Genomic DNA, 18,951 nt, shown 5'->3' on the forward strand with positions numbered 1-18,951 from the left:
GTTTATGTTAAGAACGTCTCCTTTGTTATTTTTCGAATACCTTGTTGTTTTTCCACTACTTCATATAGATATTGATACATTTCTTTAGTGTTCTTTGCTTTTGGTCGATTCATGAACATTTCTGAGCTGCCAATAATCATCAGTAATTCTCTTGCTCTCGATAATGCAACGTTTAACCGGCGGTAATCTTTTGCAAAACCGATTTCTCCATGTGGATTGTTTCGAACCATACTTAGTAGTATAACGTCCATTTCCATACCCTGGAATTTATCGACAGAGCCTGTCCGAATATGTAAATGGGACAAATTCAACTCTTCTATTAACAAATTAACTCGATTTACTTGCTCTCGATAGAAACTAATCACACCAACGGATTTTAAAGCATCATTTTCAAGTAAGCCTTGTTCTTTTGATTTTGCAGTTGCTTCGTTTAAATCGATTAATAGTTTCCGTATTGTTTCTAGTTCGGAAGAGTTAAATAAACTAGCGCCTTCCTTCATTCTTTCTTCAAAGTAATGTGGCTCGTTTGGTAGATCGAACCATAATAAATGTTCATGGCGTTTTACATAATTTCCATTTAATTTATGATCTCTTGCTTCATCAGAATTATCTAAACCACAATGTAAGGACTCGTTGCCGGTCCTATAAAATGGAGTGATGGTTTGCATAATCTTTTCATGCATTCTGTATTGAATTCCTAGCATTTTCTTATTTGTGCTAGGTAAATTTTTATATAGGCGTTCAAATAATGATTCTTCCAAAAGCTTCTCGAGTTCCCTTTTTTCTTCAAAAGTGTCGCTTTCTTTCATAACTACTTCCAATGTTTCTTCAAATGTATCGTCACCGATTAATGGTGGCAACTGATGGTGGTCACCGACAAGAATAATTTTTTTCCCTTTTAACATTGGAAGTAATAATTCAGGCGGTGTTGCTTTTGATACTTCATCAATAATGACGACATCAAAAATAGGATAATTGTCCATAAAATCTTTATTTGCGGAAGCAACACAAGTTGTACCAATCACATTTGCATGTTTCACATATAGTTTTCGGATTTCATCTAAATCGTGTTCAGTAGAATTATTTAGTAATGAAAACCATTCTTTTTGAATTTCCTTTGTGATTGGCAACAGTTCAATTTGTTGATGTAATTTTTCAATTTTTAATTGGAAATCCTTAATTTTTTCTTTCGTTTGTTCCAGTTCGAACTCAGGATTTTGTTTTATGAGTTGTTGCAACTGTTCAGCTTTTTTCTCTAAAACAATGCCTTGTCGATGTAATTCTTTTAATTCTTTATGTATGGTCGATAATAATTCTCCACCATTGGAAAGTTCTTTTTCAATTGTGGCAATCTCTTGATTGATTTGAGCTTTTTCATGTTCATATGTTTGATAATTGGCTTGTTGTTCAGTTAGTGAAGAAATCTTTTCATTTAATGCGTCGATGATAACTTGTAACTCGTCAATAGATGGTATGAAATCTGTGTTTTCTATTTGGAAATTCTTTAGTTCTTGATGATATTGTTGAATCAATTGTTGCAGTTGCATCTCTTTTTGGCTTAACGATTGAATATGTTGTTCGCTAAGCCCTAATTGTAGTGAATATTGTTCCGCAACTTCCATTTTTAATTTTTCAAAAACGCTTTTCGATTCTTCTGCTAATCCTTTGAATTGCAATAATAGCTCATTGACATAAAGCCATCTGATATATAGGCCGCGTATAGAAGGAATTCCATTTTGGCGATTGATTTTTTGTTGTTTAAAAGCAAGCGCTAATTTATCTAGAAACTCATTCACTTCATGTAAAGAATATTGATGATTTGGCGGCAGCTGAACGGGCTCTATTTGAATTTTTAATGTTTTTTCATTGTATTCAATGGCTTTTTCAATCCGTTCAGAAATTTGCTTCGCGGGTTTTAATTTCAATATTTGTTGATAAATTTTGTCCATATCAAGCAGCAACTGATTAATGACAAACCCTCTTTTGATTCCATGAGTTTCAATAAATCCTTCTACTTCTTCTAATTTTTTATAAGATTGCAATTGGTTAAACGTATCGCTGAATTCCTCTTGTTTTCTTTTCAATATTGTGATTTCATCTACTACTCGTTGCCATTCAGCTTGTGCTTCATTCAATTTTTGTTCCACATGAACATAGTGGATTAAGTTTTCACTTTCTCGAATGTGTTTTTGTGCGTCTTTAATTTCTTGCTGAATTTGATTAAGACCTTTGCTTGCTATCGTTTCTTCGATTTCTCTGAGCTTTTCTGTCCGTTCGTTTAAAGAGTTTTGCAATGTTTCGATTGATTTTTCGGTTTTTTCTTTTTCTTTATTATTAGAGATAATTTGTTTCTTTAGCTCAGCAATCGACTCAAATATACCTTTTAATTCTTTCTCGGCTTCCTTTTTTCGCAAAATATCACGTTCAAGTTGAGCTACTTTTTCTGTTAGCTGTTCAATTTGCGTTTTGTAATCCTCTATTTCTTTTTGTAATAATTCTTCTTTATGCTCATGTTGGTTAATTTCCTTCGAAATGGCATCAAAGGTTTGTGTTTTCCAATATTCTGCAACATTTTCCTCAATAAATTTTTTGCCTTCTTCTTCAATGCTTTCTGTACGACCGTATCGTAAAATTCGAATATCTTTATTTGCTAGTAGTCTTCCAAGGGCATTATCAACAGCTAAATTTGATTGGGAGGCAATAAGCGTTCTTAGCCCCATTTTGACGTTTTGATAACAAATTTCAGAAATAACGGTTGTTTTACCTGTGCCAGGCGGGCCTTGAATGACAAATAAATCTTCAGCTTCTAGCGCACCCCTTACCGCTTCTCTTTGATATTTGTTTAAATTGTTATGGAATTCAATATCAAGATGGTTATTGCGTTGTGCTACGTTTGGAACATCTTCAAATAAAAAGTTTTCTAGATTAGGATTTGCGGCAAGTCCTTCTTTTAGTCGATCGAAGCCTTTTAAAAGACGATTTAACTGAGATTTTGTCGAGGCATTGCTAAAGGTGATGGAATCCGTATGAAAATCAAAAACATTTTCTTTTGCTAATTTACTTATTTGAGGAGCTAATTCAATTTCGATGGTTTGATGTTGAATATTTGTTTTGACAATTTCCCCAATTTCATTTTTTATGCCATGAACATAAGCGTTCATCCCTTTTAACGATTTCCACTCTTTATCGTGAATACCACGTACCTTTAATGAAACCGTTGAAAAGTCTGAACTGTAAGAAATGGATTGGATATTTGCCTCGATGTCATCGATGTTGGCATTTTTATATAAAACTTTTAAATAACCTTCCCAGCTTGAAATCCGTTTATTTACATAGTCGTATTTTTCTTGTGCTACAGGTAATTGAGCGATGGTTTTTATAAAGTGCTCTGAGTAAGAATGGCCATTGATTCTAGAAGGGACGAAATGGATTCGCATGCCCTTTCGTCTGTTTGTATCAACGGGTGTATGTTTACCCTTTGTTCGGAAACTTTTCGCTATAAGGCCATTTTTTATATCAAATACACAGTCTAAAATCACGACGCGTTCGTTCATTTTTTTCGATAATTTTTCATTTCGACGATTGTCAAAATAAATCGTAAGGGATAGGGATGTTTCTTCTATCGATTGTTTTTCTAAAAAAACAAAAAATGATGATTGTAAACTAAAAAAGGCATGTTCATCGGTAAAATGTTCCTTAATCGCTTCTCGGGCTGTGTTTGTTAAGACGATAAAACATTTTGTTAATTCTACAGTTTGCACCATGAACATCCCTCCTTTTTACTCACAATCGTCATTATATCAAAAATGATTCATCCAATATAGAATTATCGTTAAAAAGGAAAATGACTAGCCATAAAACTAGTCATTCATTTTATTAAGAAGTTTTTTCTTTTTTTGTTCGAGCAATTTCGTTATATTTTGAATCCCATTCAGGATCAACTTTTCGAAGTGGAACAGGTTTGAAATCGTCTTTTTTTACTAAGATATTTACAGTCGTGCCACTTGCGGCAACAGAACCATCTTCGTGTAAAATTTCATAACCATATGTAGTCCGCAATTTGTCATGTTGTTCTACCCATGTACGTACTTTAGCAATTTGTCCATATCTCATTGATTTTTTATACTGGATGGATAAATCGATGACTGGCGAAACATAACCCATTTCTTCTAATTTTGCGTAGTTAAACCCTAAATCACGAATGAGTTGGGTTCTGCCCATTTCCATCCAAATAAGGTAGTTTGCATGGTAGACAACCCCCATTTGATCGGTGTCCGCATAGCGGATTTCTACTTCTTTTTCGCTGAAAAACATGATATCACCTCTAAAACAGTATACCTCAATGAAATAATCGTGCAAATGAGAGATGCGAGATATATCAATTTTTTCCATCTATATTTGGGGAGTTTTTTGGAAATAATACTGATACTTATACGATTTGCCTACTCTACAAAAATTGGATAGTGAGATACGATGAATATAAAGCTTCTAATGCGATATATTGGCAGCCTCTGGATAATTAAATATTATATTAAAATGAAAAAACTGATGTGAATGGACTATATCCTTCCATCAGTTTTTGTCTTAAAAACCAATTAATGTATTGATCAATTTGAGATCATTGAGAATATTTTCTTTATTGTTTTTGACATTTGTATACCAAGATTCAATGATTTCCATCGCTTTATCTTCAATTTGTTGATTTTTCTTAATTAAAGAAACAATCGTATCAATGAATTTAGTTCGCTCTTCATAAAACTTCGTACGCATTTCGAAATCTCTATTCACTTCCACCTGAAATACTTTACCAAGGCGGATGATTCCTAAATTTACATGTTGTTCAGCATAAAGGCTTGACCCAACATAAGCCAACTTTTCTTGAAATGAGACAGGTTCATCTTTAAAATAACTTGCCATTAAACTCTCTACTTCATTAGTTACAGATTTTAACTTATTAACTTGGGTTGGAGCGAGTTCTTTTGCTTGTTCAAAAATAGGTAACATTGCAAGGGTATCATCAAATAATTCCTTCACCTTTTGAATTCGTTCTGAATCATGAGGAAGGTTTAATTCATGGTGAATATTTTCAAATACATATAATCGTTGGAGATATCCTGTTAGTAAAACAATTCCGTTATACACTTTTCTAGCATCCATTGTCATATGAATCCCACTTTCATTTCAAATCTCTTTTTGAACATAACATAAAACAAATGAAAACAAAATAGTTGATTTTTATGAAAATTAATAAAATACGGATTTTTAGTTGGCGACATGAAATTGAAAGGGCCTGTCCGACAATTGTACTTTTGGACAGGCTTACTGCTTATAAGTCAATTTGCATTCCAATATATTTGGAGTAATGGAGAAAGCGACTTATGAAAAGAAGGCGTCTTGAAAAATCTCTCAAGACGCCTTCTTCTTTAGTGCGCCTGGCATGGGTGTAATCTATAGGGTGTAAGTCCCGAACTGTGAAGGCAGAAGTAACAGTTAGCTTAACGCAAGGGTGTCCGTGGTGACGCGGAATCTGAAGGAAGCGAGCGGCAAACTTCCGGTCTGAGGAACACGAACTTCATATAAGGCTAGGTATCATTGGATGAGTTTGCTAAACAAAACAAAGTCCTTTCTGCCAAAGGTGGTACAGAGTAAATGAAGCAGATAGATGGAAGGAAAGATTACATTCTTACCCGGGGAGGTCTGGCGGATATGTGAAGTACGCTTCATAACCTACTTAGTGATAAGTAGCTGAACCGTCAGAAGTCAGCAGAGGTCATAGTATTAGTTGGTTTAGAACTACTAAGAAGGACCGAACAATTAAGAGAGAATAGCCCTTGGCATTCAGTGAGTCATGATGAACACAGAAAACGTAGTACCTCACTTGAGGAAGGAAGCGGTGAATCCCGTGGGAGACCTCTTGGAGGGTGGAGTGACCACTGGCATAAAGAGAACAGCTATTCACGGAAGTTATAAAGACTTGCGTCAATCATCTTAATTGAACCGCCGTATACGGAACCGTACGTACGGTGGTGTGAGAGGACGGGAGTTAATCGCTCCCTCCTACTCGATCCAATCAATATTTGCAATAATTCCTTCTTCATCGTGAAGATCTAAAACAATTCGGGCTGCCATTGCATCTCGATGCAATTGTTCCTCAATGTAAAGTCGAATTGCTGTAATGAAATTAACAGTGTTATAAGGTTCCATTTCGCCGTTTACATACGCTTCAGCTGTAAAACCACTAGCATCATCATACATCAACTCTACTTCCACATCTTCTGGATTGACATGTTTAAATTTAGCGTGGAATAGACAAACGGCATCAATGATCTCTTGTTCAGATAACGTTATCTTCTCCAATTTTCCGTAACCTCTTTTTCACTTTTTCGTTTAATCATGAAATAAATTTTAATGATTAAATATGCAATCAATAAAATGGCACCGAGATTAATAACTAAGCCTAAGAGATTTCCTAGTAATCCCATGTCAGCAAATAGGCTTCCAAACAATGATCCAGCAAGTCCACCGATCATAAGACCTTTCATTAATCCACCGGAAGAAAAACCACCCTTTTTCGTGGAAGAAGCTGTATTATTGTCGTTTTTATTTGTTGTTGCTTTGTTAACGCTACCATTTGTACTAGCATCATCATTTGTCATGCGGTTTTTTGTTGCACCATTATTGCCGCTAAAACCTTTTTTACCTGATTTGTAAGATTTGGCTTCAACAGTGATGTCCCCACTATCGTGAAATACAACTGTACCAACATTAGAGAAAACTAATGTAAATGCAAGTACAATGGCTGAAAGTTTTTTCATTTTAAATCCTCCTATTTACATCTATTGATGTCATACACTACCAGTATATCAAAATCATGATTGTGAACAAACTAAATACATATTTTAATTTTATAATTACATTTTAGTATACATAATAATATTATATAAACCTAATGATTATTTCTTAATAGTTTTATTACAATAATGATAAGATTATTATTCATGCAAAGAATTGTATAAAAATTTATTGTACAATGATGTTCAAAGAGGTAATATAAAAAATATATTTTTTGTTGTTTTAGGAGGTAGGAGAAGTTATGAGTAAAATTAGAATTGGGATTGTTGGTTACGGAAATTTAGGTCGGGGAGTAGAAGCGGCGATTCAACAAAATCCAGATATGGAATTAGTGGCGGTGTTTACGCGCCGAGATCCAAAAACAGTGGCTGTTAAATCAAATGTGAAAGTTCTTCATGTGGACGATGCACAATCTTATAAAGATGAAATCGATGTGATGATATTATGTGGTGGTTCTGCAACAGATTTGCCAGAACAGGGACCATATTTTGCTCAATATTTTAATACAATTGATAGTTTTGACACACACGCACGTATTCCTGATTATTTTGATGCTGTCAATGCTGCAGCTGAACAATCCGGAAAAGTTGCAATTATTTCAGTTGGTTGGGACCCAGGATTATTCTCTTTAAATCGCCTTCTCGGTGAAGTTGTATTACCTGTAGGAAATACATATACGTTCTGGGGAAAAGGTGTAAGCCAAGGGCATTCTGATGCAATCCGCCGAATTCAAGGTGTAAAAAATGCTGTACAATATACAATTCCTATTGATGAAGCGGTAAATCGTGTGCGCAGTGGTGAAAATCCTGAACTTTCAACACGTGAAAAACATGCTCGAGAATGTTTTGTCGTATTAGAAGAAGGAGCAGATCCTGCAAAAGTAGAGCATGAAATCAAAACAATGCCAAATTATTTTGATGAATATGATACAACTGTACACTTTATTTCTGAAGAAGAATTAAAGCAGAATCATAGCGGAATGCCTCATGGTGGATTTGTTATTCGAAGCGGTAAAAGCGACGAAGGTCATAAACAAATTATTGAATTTAGTTTGAATCTTGAAAGCAATCCGATGTTTACTTCTAGCGCTCTGGTAGCTTATGCACGTGCTGCATATCGATTAAGTCAAAATGGAGATAAAGGTGCTAAAACAGTGTTTGATATTCCATTTGGCTTACTATCTCCTAAATCTCCAGAAGATTTAAGAAAAGAACTATTATAATTCTACGATAACCAAATTTTTAATCTCTAATCATCCAACTACGATGAAGTAGTTGGATGATTTTTTGTTGAAAAACCCCTCCCCTTCTCTTTTTAGACGTGATTTTCCTACTTATCTACTTCTATTTCTGAGTTAAGATATTAGTCAACCTTTGCTCCATAATAGTCACTCTACGAAAGATAATAGTCAAAACTGTGAACATAATTGCCAACTGTAAAAAAACAGTTTCAGAAATATTGGATAATAGTCAAAATCAATCTCATAATAGTCAAACTGCTATAAATAATAGTCAACATGATGAACTTAATAGCCAATTAATTGAAATTAAATGCTGAAAGTTAAGATATTAGTCAAAGTGAAGTAATTAATAGTCAAACGTTTCGCGATAATAGTCGAATTTAACAACATATTTGCCAAAGCATCTTTCTCCAACAGTCAATTAAAAAAGCAGGTTGAACAAGTCAACCTGCTTACTAAGCTAGAAATTATTTACCAGCCAATTTATTTCTTAATACCATCTGTAGGATACCGCCATGACGGTAGTAGTCTACTTCTACTTCTGAGTCGAAACGAGCTAAAGCTTGGAATTCTTTCACTGTTCCGTCTTCAGATTTAGCAGTTACTGTTAAAATTTGACGAGGTTTTACATCGTCAGTGATATTTACAGAGATCTCTTCTCTACCTGTTAAGCCAAGAGTATCTGCGTTTTCACCTGGCATGAATTGAAGTGGTAATACACCCATCATTACTAGGTTAGAACGGTGGATACGTTCATAGCTTTGTGCGATAACTGTTTTGATACCTAATAAGTAAGTACCTTTTGCAGCCCAGTCACGGCTAGATCCCATACCGTAATCGTTGCCAGCAAGAACTACTAAGCCAGTACCTTGTTCTTGATATTTCATTGCTGCATCATAAATGTATTCAACTTCGCCTGTTGGCCAGTAAGTTGTGAATCCACCTTCTGTACCAGGTGCTACTTGGTTGCGGATACGAATGTTTGCAAATGTACCACGCATCATGACTTCATGGTTACCACGGCGTGAACCGTAAGAGTTGAAGTCACGAATTGCTACACCTTTTTCTTGTAAGTATTTACCTGCAGGTGTATCTTTACCAATTGCACCAGCTGGTGAAATGTGGTCAGTTGTAATAGAGTCACCAAACTTCGCAATTACGCGTAAGCCTTTAAGCTCTTGAATTGGAGCTGGTTCTTTAGATAAACCTTGGAAGAATGGTGGGTTTTGGATATAAGTTGAATTTTCATCAAATGTGTATAGAGACTCAGTTGATGTTTCAATTGCATTCCATTTTTCGTTTGCAGTGAATACTGTTTCGTATTCTTTCTTGAATAATTCAGGTGTAACGACTTTATTTAAGATGCCGTATACTTCTTCAGATGATGGCCAGATGTCGTTGAAGTAAACATCTTTACCATCTTTGTCTTTCGCAATTGGATCTTTTTGTAGGTCGATATCTACAGTACCAGCTAAAGCATAAGCAACAACAAGTGGTGGTGATGCTAAGTAGTTAGCTTTTACTAATGGATGAACACGACCTTCGAAGTTACGGTTACCAGAAAGAACAGATGTTACAAATAAGTCTTTTGATTTAATTGCTTCTTCGATTTCTGGAAGTAATGGACCAGAGTTACCGATACATGTTGTACATCCGTAACCTACAGTGTTGAATCCGATTTGGTCAAGGTAATCTTGTAAACCAGAATCTTTTAAGTAACCTGTTACAACTTTAGAACCAGGTGCTAAAGATGTTTTTACCCATCTTGGTGGTTTAATACCAAGTTCAACCGCTTTTTTCGCAACAAGACCTGCAGCGATTAATACGTAAGGGTTTGATGTATTTGTACAAGATGTGATGGCAGCAATTGCTACAGCACCTGTAGGCATTTCTAATTCTTCGCCATCTTCAAATTTAATTGTTGAAGTTTTAGCAAATTCATCTTCTGTTAAGCCGAAACCTTGTACGCCCATTGGAGCTACAACCGCTTCACGATAACGTTTTTTCATTTCAGAAAGCGGGATTAAGTCTTGTGGACGTTTTGGACCAGAAAGGTTTGGTTCGATTTCGTCTAATTTGATTTCTAATACGTCTGTGTAAACTGGATCGAAGTTTGGATCAAAGAACATATCATTTTCTTTTAAGTATTTTTCAACAACTTGAACGTGTTCTTCATCGCGTCCAGTTAAACGCATGTAGTTTAGTGATTCATTGTCAATTGCGAAGAAACCGCAAGTTGCACCATATTCTGGAGCCATGTTAGAAATTGTTGCACGGTCTGCAAGTGGCAATGTAGCTACACCTGGACCGAAGAACTCAACGAATTTACCAACTACACCGCGTTTACGTAATACTTGAGTTACTTTTAATGCTAAGTCCGTTGCAGTAGCACCGTTTGGAAGTTTACCAGTTAATTTAACACCGATAACTTCTGGAATTGTGAAGTAAGATGGTTGACCAAGCATACCAGCTTCAGCTTCGATACCACCAACACCCCAACCAAGAACGCCAAGACCGTTAATCATTGTAGTGTGGGAGTCAGTACCAACTACTGAATCTGGGAATGCTTCGAATGTGCCATCTTCATTTTCTTTAACGTGAATAACTGGTGCTAAATACTCTAAGTTTACTTGGTGTACGATACCAGTTGCAGGTGGTACAGCACGGAAGTTATCGAATGCAGTTTGAGCCCATTTTAAGAATTTGTAACGTTCAGCATTGCGTTCAAATTCTAAATCCATGTTTGCTTGTAAAGCAGTTGGAGAACCGTATTTGTCAACTTGTACAGAGTGGTCAATTACAAGGTCAACAGGAATTTCTGGATTGATTTTTGATGGGTCTCCACCTAATTCTTTCATAGCAGAACGTAAAGAAGCTAAGTCTACTACTACTGGTACTCCAGTGAAGTCTTGTAGAACTACGCGAGAAGGTTTGAATGGTACTTCTCCTTCTGGATCTGCACCTTCTGCCCATTTTGCAAGATTATTTACGTGTTCTTCTTTGATTACATAGTCATCATATTGACGTAGAACAGATTCTAATAATACTTTGATTGAATAAGGTAGGCGTGAAACTTTTGCAATGCCTGCTTCTTCTAAAGCAGCTAAACGGTAATAATAATACGTTTTACCATTTAACTCAAAAGAAGCACGACTGTTGTGTAAGTTGCTCTTTGTCATATGTAATCCCCCTATATAAATTTTGAAAAGGCTTGCTAGTTCTTTTCTCCATGACCAATCATAACTCACTTATCTTCATAAGTAAATTACATTAAAATTATGTTTTGTCATTAGAGATTTTTATGACCCATTTGGGCAATTAAATTTTATTCCAAAAGATTCAAGAATTCAACGATGTGTATAAAAATGCTACATTCATGAATTCTATGAATATTTTGGATAATGCTAATTATAGTTTATACTTAACAATAAAAAAATTAAAGAGAGATTTTCTATTAATTATTCCCTATTTCTAGTCAGTTATTATATTGATAATTCACTTAAGATTTCATCTTTATCATTTTTGACTACTATATGAAAATGTTCGGAATCTTGGAGTTTTTCCAAATCAACATACCAAATGAAATAATCATTTACCTTATATAAATCAATTGTTTCTTTTGGTAATGTTGAAAGATTGAGCAATGTTGCTTTTTCACCATTTACGATCACTTCTACTTGTCCTTCTTTATTTATTAATCCATATAGAATTTTTCCATCAGAATGAGCGGAAGTGATTTCATTTTCATTTAAACGCTTTGGCAGCTTTGCGTATACACCGTTACCGCTTGACCATCCTTTCAAATTTTTCTTTACTACACCCGTACCAAAATAGTTTCCATTGGACAAAAAGAAATATCGATGTTCTTTTTCTGTTTTCGGCCCTTCAATCCACTCATACTCTGCATCTTTTGGCAATGCTTCTTGCGGCGTGTCAAACCCTTCACCTGAAAATTGAATTGTAATCTGTTGGAACAAAAAGGCCAGAATTATGATTAATGCTGCAAATAATACCGCCCTTGTAAACCTGCTTCTCATGTATTTTCTTCCCTTCTTTAATTTTCATTGCGTCCTTATTTGAGAAAACCTTTAATATAAAAATTTAACATTTCATAAAATGAAGCGTACTCACCATTATGACTTAAATTTCAATACTTCTCACCACAACCCCAAATGGCTTTTATACACTTATTCAAGGAAATGACCACTTTACTCCTCTGTCCTTACTGAAGAAGGAATTAAATCCTTATACCATTTTAACGAAGACCCCTTATAACGACATCATTTTTTTACTTAGTTTCATTAAAAAAGGATTAGAATTCCAATTTTTTAGTGAGAATAGTTATATGTAAGTTTTTAGGAGGGGTTAAATGGTAATTCGTTTGTTTTACAATTTGATGTTTTCAAAATATAAAACACTAAAAGGTGCATTAGCTAAAGCGAGTAACGGTGAAGCAGTACAGCTGTTACCTAAAAAATATAAAGAATCAATTCAATTTGAAAAAGATATGACACTCATTGGTGATGGGAATGGTCAAACCGTTATTGAAGGAATGTTTATCATTCCCAAGAACGTTCGTATTACGTTTAAAAAAATGAAAGTTTCACCGACTGCCCAATTATATGTTGAGGGTGAAGCGATTTTTGAACACTGCATCATCGAAGGAAATGTGGATGTACTCATTACAGTAAACGGAGGATATTTAAAAGGTGTTAATAGCAATTTTAGAAAAGCAAAAGAAGTAGGAATCGCACTCCTAAATAATAGTAATGGTGTATTTATCAACTGCAAGTTTCATCATAATGGAAAAATGCAGCTTTTTGCAAAAAACTCAAAAGCTTTTTTAGAATCATGTGAATGTTCAAATGCTTTGAAAGGATTTTGGATCACAGATCAATCTTTTATGCAAACAAAGAAATGCCATTTGCACCATCACGCAGAAAGACAAATTTCAGTGGAAAGATCAACATACATGGATTTTAATAGTTCAATTGAACGTGGTGAAGGATTTGGAATTGTAGTCGAAGAAGCTTCAGATGTTTTTTTACATTCAACCATTCTTTACTCCCATAATGCTACTCAACTCTTTGTTGACAATAGTGTATTGAATGGAAAGCAATGCACAATTCAACATGGAAATGAATGCGGTGTCATCTTGCAAAATAGTGATGGAACACTATCCCATTGTGAGATTTCAAATCATCATAATATCAATGTTCAAGCAAGAAAAAAATCTAAAATGCAAATTGAGCGTTGTGAAATTCATTCAGGACATGAAAATGGATTATTAATAAGTAAAGAATCTATAGTCAATTGTAATGAAACGGTTATTAAAGATCATTTATCCGCTCAAGTGGCAATCACCGAAAAGTCGTTTTGTTCTATGAAAGATTGTTTAATTGTAAATGGCCGACACGTTGGAATATATGTAGAAAAAAAATCTGAGTGTATGCTCCTCCAATGTCAAATTACGCAAAACAACAATTCCGCTATTAATGTTGATCGCGGAATCATGAGAGTATACCGCTGTGAAATTTCAGAAAATAACGGAAACGGAATATTGGCAGTGACAAATTCATTGGTGGAAGTAGACGGGTGCAACTTTTATTACAACCAAATGCCCCATATTGCATGTAAATCAAAGGTAAAAATTTATTTAAGCAATTCGGATTTTCAACGTGGTAAAAGTATATTTCTGTTACATCGTTGTGAGATTTACGCAATTCACACGAAGTTTCATAATAGTATGAATGTACAAATTGAAATAAATGATCATTCCACTGCAAAATTCGAACATTGCCAAATATATAATGGAAAATCCTATGGAGTAAAGGTTTTGAAAGATTCAAACTTCTTTTTCTATCATAGTCAAATCTTCCAACATGATTTAGCTCAAATTGTTGTCAATGATAGTTCCGTTATATTGAATAATTCTGAGATTTATCAAGGGAAACGAAATGCTTTATTTATTCAAAACCACAGTGAAGTGTATATTCAAGAAAGTTTTATTTCGAAACATTTACAAGCTCAAATTTGGATTGATTACGAATCCATATTAGAGCTCATGAGTGTGCAATTAACAGATGGAGCGCATTCAGATTTACATGCGCAAAATCAATCAAAAATCTATGTAGAAAATAGCATTATTCGCAATGACAAATATCGCTATAATGTGCAAGCATTAAACAATTCAAAAATTGAAATCGTCAAAACCATCGTTGAAAATAAATACGGTGATGTGTACTATAGCGAAAATAATAGTTCCATCAATAATTCCGATTATTGATGGAATTTTTTGTTGTAGTTTAGCTAAATGTTTACTGATATATTATGAAAAATGTTCTATTTGCTGCAATTTTAGTTTTCGAAACTAGCAAACTATGAGAAAATAGTTAGTTGGAAAGGAAGAGATTCGAAAGATATGACTACTTTAGAAAAAATTACTCCAAATTATGATCCGTGGGAAAGTTATTTAGATGTTATGCAATACGGAAAACTTGTATTGTCGAATATTGAGTTTACAACAACTTATTTATGCAATATGCGCTGTGCTCATTGTGCGGTTGGATACACTTTACAAACAAAAGATCCAGATGCACTACCTCTTGAATTACTGTTAAAACGATTGGACGAAATTCCAACATTAAGGTCTTTGAGTATAACTGGCGGAGAGCCAATGCTTAGCAAAAAATCAATTCAACATTATGTGAAACCAATTTTACAATATGCCCATGAACGAGGAATTCGTACGCAAATTAATTCGAATTTAACCCTTGATTTAGAAAGATATTTGGAAATTGCGCCTTATATTGATGTGCTCCATATTTCTCACAATTGGAGTACGATTGATGAATTCGTTGAAACGGGCTTTGCGATGATGGATAGAAAACCAACTTATGAACAGAGAGCGAAATTGTTTGAACGTATGATTGAAAATGCTCGCGCTTTAAGTGAACAAGGTGTCATGGTTTCGGCGGAAACGATGTTGAACAAAAAAACGGTTCCATACATTGAACAGATTCATCATCAAGTAGTTCATGAAATGAAGTGTAAAAGGCACGAAATACACCCAATGTACCCATCCGATTTCGCTTCGTCATTAACAAGTCTTTCATTGGATGAAACACGCGATGCCATTCGCCATTTACTCGACATTCGAGATGAAAATACGTGGATGCTATTTGGTACACTTCCGTTTTATCATTGCAGTAAGAAAGAAGAAGATTTAGCATTGTTAAAACGATTAAAAGAAGCAAAAAATGTGACGTTGCGCAATGATCCGGATGGCCGTTCTCGTTTAAACGTCAATATCTTTACAGGAGACGTTATTGTCACTGATTTTGGTGACACTCCTCCTCTTGGAAATATTCAATCAGATTCATTAGTAGAAATCTTTGATAAGTGGTTGGATACACCTTTAGCAAAATCATTAAATTGCCATTGTCCAGCTGTGAAATGTTTAGGCCCTAATGTGCTTGTGAAAAACATGTATTATCCTAATGTAACATTTGAAAGTGGTTCAGCTAAGAAATAAAAATGGTGTCTAGAAAGTCGAAAGCTTTCTAGACACCATTTTACTTAATGAACATAAATCTTTGCTTCTGCGGTAGTCGAAACAAGTTTCTAATATCCTCATCGCAAATAAATTGGACTAAAGTTGCGCCACAGTTACAAAGGGACCGTCTTTTTCAGCCGACAATTTTGTGATTAATGATCGAAATTCAAAATCTGTTGAAAATCGATTGCCATCGGAATTGGAGGAATTTCGGATACTATATCTGATTCTGTTAAATTTAAAGGATAAAATGAATATTTTTCTTCAAAATCTACAGATATAGTGAGATTCTGTTCTATTGAGTCAATCGTAATATTAGATAATAATGCTTCGGTTGAAAAATCAACATTTGAAATATGATCGATTGTTGATAAAACATGATGAAGTTCTTCTTGTGAATATGGCAAAGATTCATTTTCTAATAATGGTTTCATTTCTTGCTGAAGAAATTCTTGTATTTCACGTATACATTGAAACTCATTTAATTTATTTACATATTTTTCTATATTCCTCTGCTGTTTTTTTCTGTTGCTATTTAATAAATGAGCTTTATTCATTATTTTTTCAAGTTGTTGTTGAGTTAAATCATTAATATGATCTTGGGTATTATATAAATCGTTAAGTAAATCAAGTTCAAGTCTTTTAATAGAATTATATGCATCTTTACACTTACACTGTAATTGATTCAGATGTTCTGCCTTCTTTAATAATAAATTGATTTCATTAGAATTGTCTTGAATTAATGGTTTTACAAACTTTTTACGTAAAAGCTTCTTTTCTTGTTTTTCAAAATATTGATATTCCAGCATATATTCACTATGAAGTTTTCGATATTCTCGCACTTTTTCATGATACTTTATTGCAAGTGTAACAAATAGATCAACTCTGTCGTCTTTTAAATATTTTTCAAATTCAAGAACTTGTAGTAACTGGTATAGCGTTTGAATATTTTTAAATATTTGGCTAATATGAGCATATTCTTTTTCATATTCAGATAAGATTTTTAAATCTCTTTCATAGCTTGAACGTTCTATCGTATTATTGAATGTTGCTAGATTTTTCATATAATTTGCAGCGGACAAATAAGGTTCGCGTTCCGGTATTAACTTTACTTCCCTTTCGAATAATTCAATCCACTGTTTAAATCGAAAGGCAATGTTTTTAGCCCTTTTTATGTTTTGCTTCGATAAATGGTTTATTTTAGTATGCAAGACGTTAATATGGCTATCAATATAAAGCTGCATATTATGGGATTTTTTTGCCTCCATCGCTTGTTGGATGGAAACACCAATAAATTCTTCGACGAAATCACCGTAGCGTTTTTTTTCAGATGCGATAAAATCTTCTATAATTTTGTCTTCATATTTGCTAGTGTTCAAAATAAAAAATGGCTTTTTCCCCATTTGATGAATCTTCTTTAATTGATCTAATTCTTCTTGTAATAACACTGTGTCATGATTCAATACCCAAAACACATCGTCTGCTCGCTGTATAAGCGTTTCAGATATATATAAATCCCCTTTTTGCCCTGCTTCCAACGGTGCCGAATCAATAAATATGACGTTCTTTAGTATTTCACAGTCAATATAAATCTCTATATAACTCAAATATTTTCGGAGAATATCCCCAACAAGTGTATTTGTATCAATGAATAGATGTAAATGTTTCATATCGAAATGAACAATTGTTCCATCTACAAATATTGCCTTTATTCTTTCTTTTTTTCCGTACCGAATCAAAGTATTTACATGCGTTCTGTTTCCTTCAGGCAGTATATTTCTACCAATGAGTGCATTGATTAGTGAAGTTTTTCCTGCTTTTTCCTTACCAATAAATAATACGATATATGGAGATTCAGCATCTTCAATCAGTTGTTTTAATTTATTGGAAGTATATTTTATATACGCATTTTTTTCTACTTTTGAAGAAAGTGTTTTTAATTTCTCAGTGAATCCGTTATTGGTTTTTGTTAAAAAACTATTTTTTCCAATCATCGAATCAATCCTTTATCCTTTTATATAGTATAATTATATATGGTTTCTTTTATTGGAAATTGTATCTAAAGTGAAAATAAGAAAAGATGCTCACGGTTTTTTTACAAATTAGTCATTTGAACTTATTCGTTTTTTGGAAAAACAGAAATGTTAGTATTTTTTTTTTGATAAATGTAAAAATAATATAAAGTTTTGTAGGAAAATACGCTTAGGAATTAATAGTAAAAAAGCGATAACGTTTTTTGAGAATTACATTAGAGGTGGCATCATGAAGATAAAAAATCAATCAGCAATTTTATTCGGTATGTCCATCGCATTACTAACTGGTTGTGGAAGTATGATTGAGAGTGAAGAATTAAAGTTATCGAGCAATCAACAATATAGCCCAATGCAGCTTTCTATGGAATCACAAGAAGTGTTGACGGTTCAAACGGTGGAATTTTCTAGCAAAGAAAGCGTGGCCAAATTAGGGGTTGCATTATTTGATTTTGAAACAAAGCAAGAGATTGAGCGAGGAATTGTTGACCAAAACGGAATGGTTCATTTTGAGCAAGTATTTCCCGAAGTACTTTATGATATTGTTATTTATCGCATTACGGATCATGGAGAATGGATGGAGCAATCTCGAGAAAGTATTGTATTTAATCCTTCAAAACCAATTATACAAATTGAAACGTTCAATGTTTCACCTAAAGACAGTTTAAAGGTGCCAGTGGTACTGCAAAATCCTGAATTACCAAACGGTTGTGAAATTACATCATTGACTGCCATTTTAAATTACTATGGCATCAAAATGGATAAGCTTCAAATGAATGAATATTTACCTAAATCAAAAGTATATACAAAAAATGGCGTCACATATGGGCCAGATCCAAATAAAGCTTATGCTGGGGATCCGAAAGAAAAAGATGGCGGTTATTATGTATATGCTCCACCATTGGTAGATGTTGCAAATAAAGTATTAGCAGAAAACAATTTGGAATTCCGAGCATTAGATATAACGAATGCCACGAAACAAGAACTAATTGACTATGTTAAATCTGGTGTTCCTGTATTAACATGGGTAACAATCGATTGGAAAGAACCACGCAAATTTAGTCATTGGGTAATTGAAGGAACAAATCAAAAGCATGGGGTTTATAAGAATTTACATGCAGTAGTGTTGACTGGTTATCAAAATGGAAAAGTGACGATTATGAATCCATTAACAGGTATCGAGAAAATTGATGAAAAAACATTTTTCCGTACTTATAAACAGTTAGGTTCCCATGCATTGGTAATATTGTAGCGATTGTAGCACTTTCATGAAT

13 protein-coding genes are annotated in these 18,951 nt (G+C 34.0%); 5 read left to right on the top strand and 8 right to left on the bottom strand.

Features of this window, described 5'->3' with window-relative positions; genetic code table 11:
* Window positions 1–2: 2 nt before the first annotated feature.
* The 3 genes from NST00_RS10305 to NST00_RS10315 form a co-directional block, all read right to left on the bottom strand.
* A complete protein-coding gene (locus NST00_RS10305) occupies window positions 3–3,764 on the bottom strand; it encodes a DEAD/DEAH box helicase (protein ID WP_340709936.1) in 3,762 nt (1,253 codons plus the stop codon).
* A gap of 112 nt (window positions 3,765–3,876) precedes the next feature.
* Window positions 3,877–4,314 (bottom strand): acyl-CoA thioesterase, encoded by a 438-nt coding sequence (locus NST00_RS10310; protein WP_096551098.1) that lies wholly within the window; start codon window positions 4,312–4,314, stop codon window positions 3,877–3,879.
* A 270-nt stretch (window positions 4,315–4,584) separates the two neighbouring features.
* Window positions 4,585–5,163 carry a transcriptional regulator gene (locus NST00_RS10315; RefSeq protein ID WP_096551096.1) on the bottom strand — a complete coding sequence of 193 codons (579 nt, stop codon included), beginning with the start codon at window positions 5,161–5,163 and terminating at the stop codon, window positions 4,585–4,587.
* A gap of 685 nt (window positions 5,164–5,848) precedes the next feature.
* Between NST00_RS10315 and NST00_RS10320 the strand changes: the two genes are divergently transcribed.
* On the top strand, window positions 5,849–5,992 hold the full coding sequence (locus NST00_RS10320; protein WP_172597779.1) for a hypothetical protein: 144 nt from the start codon (window positions 5,849–5,851) through the stop codon (window positions 5,990–5,992).
* A 65-nt stretch (window positions 5,993–6,057) separates the two neighbouring features.
* Here the strand turns inward: NST00_RS10320 and NST00_RS10325 are convergent, their stop codons facing one another.
* A complete protein-coding gene (locus NST00_RS10325; RefSeq protein WP_340709937.1) occupies window positions 6,058–6,357 on the bottom strand; it encodes a YxcD family protein in 300 nt (99 codons plus the stop codon).
* A complete protein-coding gene (locus NST00_RS10330) occupies window positions 6,345–6,815 on the bottom strand; it encodes a hypothetical protein (RefSeq protein WP_340709938.1) in 471 nt (156 codons plus the stop codon). The genes NST00_RS10325 and NST00_RS10330 overlap by 13 nt, the downstream gene beginning before the upstream one ends.
* A 278-nt stretch (window positions 6,816–7,093) precedes the next feature.
* Here NST00_RS10330 and NST00_RS10335 point away from each other — a divergent pair, with 278 nt between their 5' ends.
* Window positions 7,094–8,074, top strand: a complete 981-nt coding sequence (locus tag NST00_RS10335; RefSeq protein WP_016838077.1) for a diaminopimelate dehydrogenase — start codon at window positions 7,094–7,096, stop codon at window positions 8,072–8,074.
* Between the two features lie 485 nt (window positions 8,075–8,559).
* On the opposite strand, the gene acnA is transcribed toward NST00_RS10335, so the two are convergent.
* Together acnA and NST00_RS10345 are read right to left on the bottom strand one after the other, a co-directional pair.
* Window positions 8,560–11,271 carry an aconitate hydratase AcnA gene (gene acnA, locus NST00_RS10340; protein ID WP_339288486.1) on the bottom strand — a complete coding sequence of 904 codons (2,712 nt, stop codon included), beginning with the start codon at window positions 11,269–11,271 and terminating at the stop codon, window positions 8,560–8,562.
* A gap of 303 nt (window positions 11,272–11,574) precedes the next feature.
* The gene (locus tag NST00_RS10345) at window positions 11,575–12,129 is read right to left on the bottom strand and encodes a hypothetical protein (protein WP_016838075.1); all 555 of its coding nucleotides are present in this window, start codon (window positions 12,127–12,129) and stop codon (window positions 11,575–11,577) included.
* A 332-nt stretch (window positions 12,130–12,461) separates the two neighbouring features.
* Between NST00_RS10345 and NST00_RS10350 the strand changes: the two genes are divergently transcribed.
* Both NST00_RS10350 and yfkAB read left to right on the top strand, forming a co-directional pair.
* Entirely contained in the window at window positions 12,462–14,378 is a 1,917-nt protein-coding gene (locus NST00_RS10350) for a right-handed parallel beta-helix repeat-containing protein (protein ID WP_016838074.1), read from the top strand.
* Window positions 14,379–14,513: 135 nt separating this feature from the next.
* Window positions 14,514–15,626, top strand: coding sequence for a radical SAM/CxCxxxxC motif protein YfkAB (gene yfkAB / locus NST00_RS10355; protein ID WP_016838073.1), 1,113 nt, complete (start codon window positions 14,514–14,516; stop codon window positions 15,624–15,626).
* 173 nt (window positions 15,627–15,799) lie between these two features.
* Here the strand turns inward: yfkAB and NST00_RS10360 are convergent, their stop codons facing one another.
* The gene (locus tag NST00_RS10360; protein WP_168412117.1) at window positions 15,800–17,641 is read right to left on the bottom strand and encodes a dynamin family protein; all 1,842 of its coding nucleotides are present in this window, start codon (window positions 17,639–17,641) and stop codon (window positions 15,800–15,802) included.
* Window positions 17,642–17,909: 268 nt separating this feature from the next.
* Between NST00_RS10360 and NST00_RS10365 the strand changes: the two genes are divergently transcribed.
* Complete coding sequence (locus tag NST00_RS10365; protein WP_016838071.1) at window positions 17,910–18,929, top strand: C39 family peptidase; 1,020 nt, start codon at window positions 17,910–17,912, stop codon at window positions 18,927–18,929.
* Window positions 18,930–18,951: the final 22 nt, after the last annotated feature.

The organism is Ureibacillus sp. FSL K6-0165, assembly GCF_038004285.1.
GTDB classification, from domain to species: Bacteria; Bacillota; Bacilli; order Bacillales_A; family Planococcaceae; genus Ureibacillus; species Ureibacillus thermosphaericus.